The organism is Arenibacter sp. P308M17, from assembly GCF_003426735.1.
Lineage (GTDB): Bacteria > Bacteroidota > Bacteroidia > Flavobacteriales > Flavobacteriaceae > Arenibacter.
Map to the genome: position 1 here is coordinate 880,392 of NZ_QVON01000001.1, position 11,884 is coordinate 892,275.

8 protein-coding genes are annotated in these 11,884 nt (G+C 38.8%); all 8 read left to right on the forward strand.

All coding sequences use genetic code 11. The features are described from left to right. Positions 1 to 60 precede the first annotated feature (60 nt). The 8 genes from D0S24_RS03570 (at position 61) to D0S24_RS03605 (ending at position 11,850) form a co-directional block, all read left to right on the forward strand. Positions 61 to 2,532, forward strand: a complete 2,472-nt coding sequence (locus D0S24_RS03570; protein WP_117018442.1) for an alpha-glucuronidase family glycosyl hydrolase — start codon at positions 61 to 63, stop codon at positions 2,530 to 2,532. Positions 2,533 to 2,543: 11 nt separating this feature from the next. After that, the gene (locus D0S24_RS21005; protein WP_181938016.1) at positions 2,544 to 3,860 is read left to right on the forward strand and encodes an exo-alpha-sialidase; all 1,317 of its coding nucleotides are present in this window, start codon (positions 2,544 to 2,546) and stop codon (positions 3,858 to 3,860) included. A 30-nt stretch (positions 3,861 to 3,890) separates the two neighbouring features. After that, positions 3,891 to 4,643, forward strand: coding sequence for an RraA family protein (locus D0S24_RS03580; RefSeq protein ID WP_117018443.1), 753 nt, complete (start codon positions 3,891 to 3,893; stop codon positions 4,641 to 4,643). A gap of 40 nt (positions 4,644 to 4,683) precedes the next feature. After that, positions 4,684 to 5,877, forward strand: a complete 1,194-nt coding sequence (locus tag D0S24_RS03585) for a sialidase family protein (RefSeq protein WP_117018444.1) — start codon at positions 4,684 to 4,686, stop codon at positions 5,875 to 5,877. Between the two features lie 34 nt (positions 5,878 to 5,911). Next, positions 5,912 to 7,075, forward strand: coding sequence for an exo-alpha-sialidase (locus D0S24_RS03590; RefSeq protein ID WP_181938017.1), 1,164 nt, complete (start codon positions 5,912 to 5,914; stop codon positions 7,073 to 7,075). Between the two features lie 326 nt (positions 7,076 to 7,401). After that, positions 7,402 to 8,628, forward strand: coding sequence for an exo-alpha-sialidase (locus tag D0S24_RS03595; protein ID WP_117018446.1), 1,227 nt, complete (start codon positions 7,402 to 7,404; stop codon positions 8,626 to 8,628). A gap of 83 nt (positions 8,629 to 8,711) precedes the next feature. Further along, positions 8,712 to 10,244, forward strand: coding sequence for a sodium:solute symporter family transporter (locus D0S24_RS03600; protein WP_117018447.1), 1,533 nt, complete (start codon positions 8,712 to 8,714; stop codon positions 10,242 to 10,244). 37 nt (positions 10,245 to 10,281) lie between these two features. After that, a complete protein-coding gene (locus D0S24_RS03605) occupies positions 10,282 to 11,850 on the forward strand; it encodes an FAD-dependent oxidoreductase (RefSeq protein ID WP_117018448.1) in 1,569 nt (522 codons plus the stop codon). Positions 11,851 to 11,884: the final 34 nt, after the last annotated feature.

The following is an 11,884-nucleotide window of genomic DNA, read 5'->3' on the forward strand; positions in this document are numbered from 1 at the left end:
GGTTTATTTATAAGTGTCAAGGGAATATTATGATCAACATTAAGGTAAAAATATGATGTCATGGAAGGTGAAAATATAAATAGGTCTAAATCATTTTTATTGGCATTTATTCTTGCGATGACGCATGGTTTTATTTTAGGTTTTTATGACCATGCTCCAACATATACGGACTTTTCTTCTGCAAAAATAGTAGTTGCTAAGGAGTTAACGGAAACTCAAAAAGCAGCCATAGAAATGTTGGTGGATGAAGTGGAGACACGTACTTTAATCAATCTACCTGTTTCATGGGAATGGACACAGTCGGATCCTGCAATTATGGTAGGCACTAGAGCATCTTTTAAAACAGAAGATGAACTTCTTGATTCTATTATGTTGCCTTCAGAAGATTTTAAAGAAGGATTCACGGTGAAATTTTTGGAAAGGAAAGGAAAAGCTCCTGTAGTGCTAATCATTGGTGTAGATGACCGAGGAATGCTTTACGGAATTGGATACTTCTTACGTAAAGTAAGTATGAAGCGAGGGAATGTTCTAATCCCTAGCAACCTAAATACAACAACACATCCTAAAATTGCCTTAAGGGGCCATCAACTTGGTTATCGTCCCAAAACTAATTCATATGATGGATTCAGCGTTAAAATGTGGGAACAGTATATACGTGATTTAGTAGTGTTTGGAGCTAATGCCATTGAGCTTCTCCCGCCTTTTACTGATGACGAATCTACAAGTCCTATGTTTACTCTACCTCCATCAGAAATGCTGCTTGAGATGGTTAAGCTACTTGCAAAATATGATTTAGAAGCATGGATTTGGTATCCACTTATGCACGGGGATTACACCATTGAGGAAAATATTGAAAAATCTTTGAAAGAGAATTCCAGGATTTTTAAAATGCTTCCAAAAATTGATGCCATTTTTATACCTGGTGGCGATCCTGGACATACTCACCCAAAGGTTTTGTTTGACTATTTAGAGAAAGAGGCTAAGATTCTTCGTCAATTTCATCCTAATGCTGAAATGTGGTTGTCACCACAAGGATTTAATAAAGAATGGATGGATGAGTTTCTTCAACTTCTTCAAAAAGGCCCCGAATGGCTAACAGGAGTCGTGCACGGTCCTCAAGTAAGAATGAGTGTTGATGAGTTTCGCAAAGCCGTCCCAATTAATTACCCCATAAGAAGATATCCTGACATAACTCATAATTATGATGCTCAGTACCCTGTAGATGAATGGGACTATACGTTCGCAGCCACAGAAAATCGTGAAAGTATAAACCCAAGGCCTATAAGTGAAACAGCTATTTTTCGTTCTCCGAAACTTGGCAGCTATAAGGGTTTTATAACATATTCTGAAGGTGTTAACGATGACGTCAACAAATCTATTTGGAGTGCCTTAGGTTGGAATCCTGATTCAGACTATATGGAGACCTTGAGAGACTACGGCCGATATTTTATAGGTCCCGATTATACCTATAATTTCGCACAGGCAATCATAAACTTGGAAAATAATTGGACTGGCCCCTTAATGACTAATAATCAGGTATTAGTTAGCCATAGCATATTTCAGGAAATGGAAAAGAATGCTCCGCCTTCAGTTCGATTAAATTGGAGGTTCCAATTAGCCTTATACCGTTCTTACTATGATGCCTATAATAAAAGTAGGTTGCTCTATGAAACTTTTTTGGAAAGTGAGGCAATGGGAATATTGCGGAAGGCTAATGTTATTGGGTCATTGGAGGCTATGCGTCTAGCGACTGACAAACTAGACGAAGTGGTATCCCAAAGTTCCAGCCGTGGAGCTGAGGATTGGAGTCAAAGGCTTTCTGAACTGGCAGAGGCTCTATTCCATTCCATTAGAATGCAAAAAAGTGTAAACAAGTATTATGCTGCTGGGATAAGAAGAGGAGCCAATCTGGATTTGTTGCAATACCCCCTGAATAATAGATTTTGGTTTAAAGAACAATTTTCCAGAATTTCAGTAATAAATAATGAAAAGGATCGAATAGAGGAAATTGATAAAATATTAAACTGGACAAATCCTGGACCTGGGGGTTTTTACGATGATTTAGGAGACTTAGGAAATCAAAATCATTTAGTCAAAGATAATGATTATGGCAGCGACCCTTCATTTTATACGACACCTTTTATTGGATATACTATAGGAGGAAAGAGTAAAAAATGGAGAATATCATGGGCAAGATATGCTCAAACTTTATATGACCAACCTCTTAAAATGTTCTATACTGACCTTGATGATACAGCTTCCTACCAGATTAAAGTTACATATACATCTGACTTGTATGGAAGTGATAGGAAAGTGCGCCTCGTGGCTAACGTTGGAAATGAGGATTTTGAAGTTCATTCTTATATGTCTAAACCAAAAGATATGCAACCTGTGATATTTGATATTCCTAGAGAAGCAACTGAAAATGGACAATTGAATCTAGAATGGACTTCAGAACTTGGACAAGGAGGAACAGGTCGTGGTTGTCAGATAGCTGAGGTATGGCTATTGAAGAAAGGAAATATTAATTAAATCTACTTTATATGCAATTTCTAACTCAAAATTTAATGTTTGTATTGACAATGTCAATTATTAATATCTATGGGCAAGGTCCAATATTAAAAAAGGAAATGATATTCCCTATACAAGGCGATCATGTACATAGTTCGACGATTTTGGAACTGAAAAACGGGGATGTTCTAATCGGATGGTTCCAGGGTAGTGGAGAGCGTTGGGCAGACGATGTCCAAATAATGGGAGCACGTAAAAGAAAGGGAAGCGATTATTGGAGTAAGCCATTTTTACTTGCAGATGTAAAAGGATTTCCAGATTGCAACCCCCAACTTTTCATTGATGGGAAAGACCGATTATGGCTTATGTGGTACACAGTCCTTGCAAATCAGTGGGAGACCTCGCTTCTTAAGTATAGAATAAGCGATAATTATTTAAACATGGAGGGCTCGCCTGAGTGGATTTGGCAGGCTGATCTTCATATTAAACCAGGTGACAAAGCGGAACGAGGTATCTTACCGGATGACTCTTTTGTTAAATCTGTTGAATCCCAAACTAAAACTTATTTGGATTATATAATATCCACCTCCAATGATACGATAATCAGCAATAGATGGGAAAAATGGGCTGATAAACTAGTTTCTAAAGCACGTGGTGATAACATGGTTCGTCAAGGTCGAATTTATAACACAAAAGGTGAGTATGATAACGCTTCTCTTGGTTATCCATACTTTCGACGGTTGGGATGGCAAACACAAAACAAACCATTTATAACTAACTCAGGCAGAATGATTGTTCCATTGTATTCAGATGGTTTCGGGTTTTCATTGATGGCATTCACGGACGATTGGGGCGAAAATTGGGACTTTAGCAATCCACTTGTAGGTTCAGGGAACATTCAGCCAGCCATTGCTCAAGGTAAATCTGGGGAGCTGGTTGCCTATATGCGAGACAATGGTCCTGCCCCTAAGCGGTTACAAATTAGTAGGTCATTCGACAATGGGAAAAGTTGGTCGGATGTAAGAGACACGGAAATTCCCAATCCAGGATCCGGGGCGGATATAGTAACCTTGGAAAATGGAAATTGGGTAATGGTATACAATGATGCCGAAAACAATCGGAATTCGTTAGCTGTGGCGCTTTCCGAAGACAACGGCAAATCCTGGCCATGGCATAAACGCATAGAAGATCGTCAACCACCGATAAGGTCACATTATCCTGCAATAATTGTAGGGACAGACGGAATGTTACATGTTTCATATAGTTACTTCGAAACCGATACTGACGTTTCAGTTCATAGAAAAACCATAAAACATGCTGTGTTCAATGTTGACTGGATTAAAAATTAATTATTTGAAATTAGTAAGTAATTTTAGAATATGACAAAAGTACTATCACATGGCGACCTGTTAGAGTTAAAACGCTGGAATACTCCCACTATCTATAATGGATGGGAGCAAATAACGAAATACAATACAGCTCGGGATGGTTTTAATCTAGAGCCTTTAACAGATTATATGCCTCAAATGGGACCAATGATCGGTTATGCGGTTACTGTGGAAATTCAGCCAGGGAATGAGGATAAATCTCATACTCATGGAACTTGGGAACAATATTTTGAATACATAGCTAGTATTCGCGGTCCGAAAATAGTAGTCGTTCAAGATTTGGATAAACCTAATTTGTTTGGGGCTTTCTGGGGAGAGGTTAACAGCAATTCTCATAAAGCACTTGGCTGTGTGGGGACTATAATAGACGGGGGCATTAGAGACATTGATGAAATGCAAAATGCTGGTTTTAAAGCTTTGGCGCGCGGTCTTTGTGTTGGCCATGCATATAGCCATCCTATAAGGTGGAATTGTGATATTAAAGTATTTGGCTGTAAGATTAAGCCTGGCCAGTTGATTCATGCCGATAAACATGGTTTTTTGGTAATTCCAGAAAACGACCAATTACAATTGTTAGATGCCGTTCGTTTTATGGATTCCAACGAATGTAAAACGGTTATTCCTGCATCAAGAAATTCTTATGGTTTGACTACCCCGGACATTTTAAAATCCATAAATGAAGCTACAAACTTATTTAGGAATAATGCTAAAGGTAAATTCAATAGATGCACTGAATTTGAATAGTTCCCCAATTAAAATCAGAAAATAATATAAACTAATACTCATGAGAAATAAAATTTTTTCACTTTTAGTATTTTCTTTTTGCATTTCCATAGTAAACTTACTCCATGCCCAGGGACAACCTGAAGATGTTCAGAATGTCAAAGTTTATTATGAACCTGGAATGTACGGTGGATGGCCCGCAAATTTTGGTATTTGGAACTGGGGAGATGAAATACTTGTTGGATTTTCTAAAGGATATTATAAAGACTTAGGGGCCCATAGGCATAATTTTGACAGGGAAAAAACAGAATACCATATGCTTGCACGAAGTCTGGATGGTGGTAGTATTTGGAATATTGAAGATCCCGGAAGAATAGGAAACGGAGATTTGGTTATACCGAATAAGGGAAGCTATCATGGGGTAATCAGAACAGATGTTGAGGTACAGGAGCCAGTTAAAGCGAGTTCTATTAATTTTGAAGATCCAAATTTAGCCTTTACCGTTCGAATGACTGATTCAGATGGTGGAGAAGCATGGTATTGGTATTCTTATGATAGAGGGCATAATTGGGAAGGCCCTGTAGAGCTTCCGGATTTAGGGACACCAGGAATAGCGGCGAGAACAGATTATGTTGTCGAAAGCAAAAAAAAATGCATGCTTTTTCTTACGGCCGGAAAATCGAATGGTAAAGAAGGAAGAGTCATGAATGTAAAAACAAATGATGGAGGAATAAACTGGTCCTTTGTTTCATGGATAGGTCCGGAACCAGATGGGTTTTCAATTATGCCGGCTTCAGTTCGTTTGTCAAAAAAGGAAATTTTGGTTACAACGCGAAGAAGAGAGGGTCCTAAAAGGTTCATTGGTGCTTACAGTACAAAAGACAATGGTATTACCTGGAATAAATTGGAAAACCCAGTTGATGATACGGGAGAAGGTAACCCGCCAGCCATGGTAAAAATGAAAGATGGTAGAATATGTCTTGTATATGGCTATAGAGCACAAGATGGTGATATTGAAAATGGTTTAGCTACAAGCGATATTAGGGCTAAAATTAGCAGTGATAATGGCAAAACATGGAGTAAGGCCTACATATTACGTAATGATGGTTCCGGTCGTGATATCGGTTATCCTAGGGTAGTACAGCGCTCTGATGGTAAAATTGTGGCTTTATATTATTTTATGGACAAAAAAACGGGTCCAGAAAGGTACATTGCCGCTACAATATGGAATCCACCTACAATTGGGAATGAATAAAATTTATTTACGGAAACATTTTAATTTATATAGTATGAAAAATATAATTATTTTATTATTTGCGGTGATTTTTATTCAATCATCAACGGACGTGGTATATGGTCAATCGAACGGTAAAGGCGTCGAGCATATTAAAGTCTTTTATGAGCCAGGTATGTACGCCGGATGGCCAGCCAATCATGGAATTTGGACTTGGAATAACGAAATCTTAATAGGTTTTGTTGAAGCGTCGTATAAATCAACAAATAGGGGTTTACATACTTATGATGTTTCCACTGCGAAGAATAAATATGCCCGAAGTTTAAACGGAGGTGCCACTTGGAAAATTACGGATGCATATGAAATAGGTCAAAAAGCCTGGGGTCATGATAATAATATTCCTCCCAAAGAGGCAATAAAACCTATACTCATGGCTGAACCAATTGAGGATTTTACAGATCCAGGTTTTCTGTTAACGTTTCTTAGACATAACAACAATGACGGTCCATCCCACTACTATTATTCCTCAGATAAAGGGACGTCATGGAAAGGGGCATTCGAATTTCCAAACTTGGGAACTCCCGGAATAGCAAACCGAACTGATTATATTGTAGATGGAAAACAGTCATTAAGTGTTTTTGTAACCACGGCTAAATCCAACAAAAAGGAAGGAAGGGTGGCCTTGGTCAGAACCAACAATGGGGGGCTTGCTTGGGAACTTGTTTCTTGGATTACTCCTGAACATGGGGGCTTTGATATTATGCCTTCTTCAATTCGAATATCGGAAACAGAATTACTGACAACAATCCGAACTCGCACAGAAGACGGCCTTGATTTGATATGCAGTTATCGATCTAATGATAATGGGAAAACCTGGAGAAGACTCAAAGATCCTGCTCCTTATACCGGAAGTGCTGGTTCACCACCAGCGCTAATTAAACTTAAAGACGGTAGGTTGGCATTAGGTTATATATACCGAAGTAAATATGGTTCTAGGGTACATGTAAGATTTAGTAAGGATAATGGAGAAACGTGGGATGATGAAATTACACTTCGCAGTGGAGATGGAGCAAATAGGGATGCTGGATATCCTAAAATAACACAAAGGTCCGATGGAAAATTGGTACTGGTATATTATTGGAATAATGTCCTTAATGAAAATGCGGAACCATATAGATATATTGCTGCGACAATTTTTGATCCTGCAGAATTTGAGTAGTAAAAATGAGATGATGATACTTTTAAGATTACAAATAAAAAACCATGATAATTTTAATCATAACAACAACATAATAAAGTAAATGATTTTGAAACGATTATTTTCCCACATGTCAAGTCCGTGCTGACCTTCATAGTTTTTTAATATAAGAGTGGGAATGCAAAAAATATATCAATAGTTTATATAAGTAATCTAAGAATAGAAAAACTTGAAAATCCAATGACTTTACTGTTAATTTCACCTTACCCTAATGGCCCCATCTGGGTCAAGAAACTTAACGTATTGGGGTGTTGATTTGCCATTTGGTTTTCAAAAACTGTCACAAAATGAAAGCATTGATAAAATTGGACTACATGTCTATTTCAATAGTGTTTATTGCACTAACAAGCCTGTTTTTCGGATGTAAATCCATTAAAAAGGCGGATTACCCCGACCCAATAACAAATCCAACCTCTAAATTGATGTTACAAGGGGATTGGCTCCAGGACCCGCATGAAATAGATTTTAATACAATCCCTAAAATCCCTGTGGAGCATTCAGTGGTAAGCGATGTTACCCCGGATGGAGTAAACCAACATAATTATTTGGCCTTCTATGACAATCGATATTGGATCATGTGGAGCGATGGTCCCGGAGTTGAAGATAGAGTAGGACAGGTTGTTAAATATTCGACCAGCACAGATGGCCTACACTGGGATGACCCAAAATTCCTTACCACTTATCCTGAAGGATCAGGCCCGGAGTCGCCCAATTACAATAAAAGAACGGAACAAGGCCTCAGATGGATTTCAAGAGGGTTTTGGGAATATAAAGGTGAATTTCTTGCGCTAGCCTCTTTGGACGAGGCAAAAGGCTTTTTTGGTCCGTCATTGGTCCTACATGCTTTTATATGGGACAAGGAAACCCAAAGTTGGGAACACCATGGAATAGTAAAGGATAATGCAATCAATAATTTTCCTCCAAAGCAATTACCATCAGGAGAATGGTTAATGTCCCGTAGGTCTTATGATTATGTCGAAAAAGGGGTCGATTTTATGGTGGGTGCAGAAGATAATTTCGACCAATGGGAAGTCTACCCTGTTTTTGGCACAAATACGGAACTGGATGCCGAAGAACCCTATTGGTGGATACTACCGGACAATAAAAACTTGATGGCACTATTTCGGGACAATCGCAAAAGTGGGTACTTGTACCGCTCCTTTTCAACAGACAATGGTCGGAACTGGAGTCCACCTGTGCAAACCAACTTTCCCGATGCCCGATCCAAATTTCACGGCATCCGACTTAAGAATGGAAAATATGTTCTAGTCTCCAATTCGAATTATAAAAAAAGGGACCCTTTAACCTTGGCCATTAGTGATGATGGTTTGGTATTTTCCAAAATGGGCTATTTGGTAGGAGGAAGACACATAGATTACCCTCATGTGTTGGAGCATAATGGATATTTATTGGTGGCCTTCGCTGGGGATGCCAAACAAAAAATAGAAGTCTTAAAAATTAAAATTTCGGATTTAGACCTATTAGATATGTCCGATTATAATCCAAAGCAATAGAAATGAATGCCCTTAAATACATTCTTCTTGTTTCTTACTCCCAACATTCTTCGACACAGCTGCAGGGCCAAAACAATTAATAAATGGACGTCTCTGTACGAACCGCGGATATTATTACGATTCTCCTCTATCTACTAGGGCTAATGGGGGTTGGTATATATTTTTCAAAAAGAAACAAGACCACAGAAGATTATTTTTTGGGAAGCAGATCTTTCTCAGGCTGGGTTTTAGGGCTTTCCATGCTTGGAACAATTGTCAGTTCAGCTACTTTTTTGGCCCTTCCCGCTGCCGCCTACATATTGGACTGGCGACAGTTAACCATAAGTTTAGCGGTACCTTTTGTTACCGTACTTGCCGTTTTGATATTTATCCCCTTTTTTCGTCGCGGAAAACTCGTTTCTGCCTTTGAGTACTTAGGGGAAAGATATGGCAAGGTACCTAGAATCTATGGCACGGTGAGTTTTATTATCCTACAGCTCATAAGAATGGCTCAAATTCTATTTTTGGTGTCGCTGGTCATTCAATTTTTAACAGGAGCTCCTATAAGTATAGTCATAATCGGAACAGGAATATTCATAGGAATATATACTATTTTGGGAGGTTTTGAAGCTGTCATTTGGACCGATGTTGTGCAGGCTATAATATTAATTGTGGGGGGAATCCTTTGTTGTGTTTGGGTGGTAATGGATCTGCCCGGAGGGTTAGAACAAATTTTTGAGGTCGGTTCAGCTAATAATAAATTTAGTTTGGGTGAAATGGATTTTGATTTGGGCAGGCGTACATTTTACACCGTAGCAATTTTAGGGGTTATCAATTGGTTGGGCATCTATGCCGGGGATCAAAATATGGTACAGCGCTACGCTTCGGCAAAATCTACCCGTGAAGCCAAAAAAGCAACTATAGTGTATTCAGCAATTGCAGTTCCAATGTGGATTATGTTCTTTTTTATAGGCACGGCCCTTTTCGTGTACTACCAGGAATTTCCCAATACGTTAATAAACAGCCTCGAAGCAGACCAGATTCTTCCCTATTTTATACTTTCCGAGATTCCTCCGGTGATTACAGGGATAGTTATTTCGGCCGTTATTGCCGCCGCCATGAGTACGATGGATTCTGGTATAAACTCGATATCAACAGTCACTGTTATCGATTTGATGAAGCCTTGGTTGAGCAAAGGAAAATCTGATCGGTTCTACTTAAAATCAGCTCATATAATCGCATGTACCGTAACGGTTTTAGTCATTTCCGGAGCCGTTGTTTTCAGCATTATGGAAAAAGAAAGTATGAATGATATTAGTTTGATGGTCGCCAGCATATTTGGGGGTTGTCTTATGGCCTTGTTTATGATGGGTTTTTTTACCAAACGTATTGATGGTTTCTCTGCCACTGTAGCCTTGGGTGTCGCCGTCGCTTTAAACATCTACCTCGGATTGGGGGCACTCGGAGTTTTGCCGGATTCCATTACAATTCCCATACATAGTTATTGGGTAGGCGCTATGGTCAACGGCACATTCATGATCGTGGCCTATGCAATAAGTATGTTTAGAAAAAACAATTTTAATGATCTATCAGGACTTACCGTTTGGACAATGAAGAAAATTAATAAAAATGAATAAGGTTGCTCATTTATTAATGTTGAAAATATAAATAGAAATGACATTGGACAAAGAAGAACAATTTGAGATAATTATAATGGGAGGAACCCCGGGAGGTATTGCCACAGCAATAACTGCTGCAAGATTAGGACACGAAGTAGCATTGATTGAACCACATGACCATATTGGGGGTATGACAGCCAGCGGTTTGGGCAAAAGCGATGTAGAACAGAAGGAATTTATAGGGGGACTATTTAAAGAGTTTACGCAAAATGTTTTTGAATTTTATAAAAATAAATACGGTCCAAACTCCAAGGATGTAAAGCTTTGCCGTGAAGGATATTATTTTGAACCTTCCGTTGCGGAGAACATACTAATGGAAATGTTAAAGGAAACAGGCAAAATAACAATTTTCAAGGGGCATGTACTTAAAGAGACCTTGGTTGAAGAAAATAAACTAACAAGCATTATTACTATACAAAAATCTACAAATGAACCGAAGCAGTTGGATGGAAGTATTTTTGTAGATGCTACATATGAGGGTGATCTTTATGCCGCGGCTGGAGCGGAATACTCCCTAGGGCGGGAAGGCAAGGATGAATATAAGGAGCCGCATGCTGGAGTAATCTATTTTGATTATGACAAGGGGGTATTTCTTCCGGGCAGTACGGGGGCTGCAGATGATGGTCTGCCAGCGTACACTTACCGTTATTGCATGACCACTGACATCCATAACAGTAGGATTTTAGAGAAAGAACCTGATAATTACAACCGTAATATATATACGCCATATTTTGATGATCTAAAATCAGGAAGATTAAGTGCACCTACAACTTTCCATGAAGGTTGGGGATACTATCCGGAACATTTTGATACTATGGTTAGGGCATTGTCAATAACCGATCTTCCAAATTCAAAAGTTGATGGCAACACCAACCCTAGACCATTGGCCTTTCCCTTTCCTGAAGAAAACAAAGGCTATATAGAAGGAAATATAGAAACACGAAATCGCATTTGTGATAGGCATAGGGACATTGCTTTAGGCCTTATTTGGTTCTTACAAAACGATACCGAAATATCGGAGGAACACAGAAAAATGGCCCGAAAGTACAATCTCCCATTAGACGAATTCACAGATAACAACAATTTTCCCTTTCAATTATATGTAAGGGAAGGTCGCAGGTTGAAGGGTGAATATACCATCACTGAACACGATGTGGCAATTACGGAAAATACACCTGAATTTTTTTCCCACCGCGATACTATTGCCATGGGTGAATTTCCAATAGATAGTTTCCCAGTACATAAAATACCCAGTAAGGACAATATTGTTCTTGAGGGATATTTGGGAATGTTAGCCCATTTAACCCGCCCTTACGAAATTCCGTATCGGGCCATGATTCCAAAAAAAATTGACGGTCTAATTGTTCCCGTTGCCCTATCTGCAACACATGTTGCATTTTGTTCCATTAGAATGGAGCCTACCTGGATGTCCCTAGGGCAAGCTGCAGGAGTAGCTGCCCATGTATGCCTTAAAAACAATGAAACGCCAAGAAATGTGAAAATTTCTGAAGTCAGGAATATATTAAAAAAACAAGGTCAAGTATTAAAAAATGAATTGGTTTAATCTAATAATACAATAGAAGCATAATTATACCTGC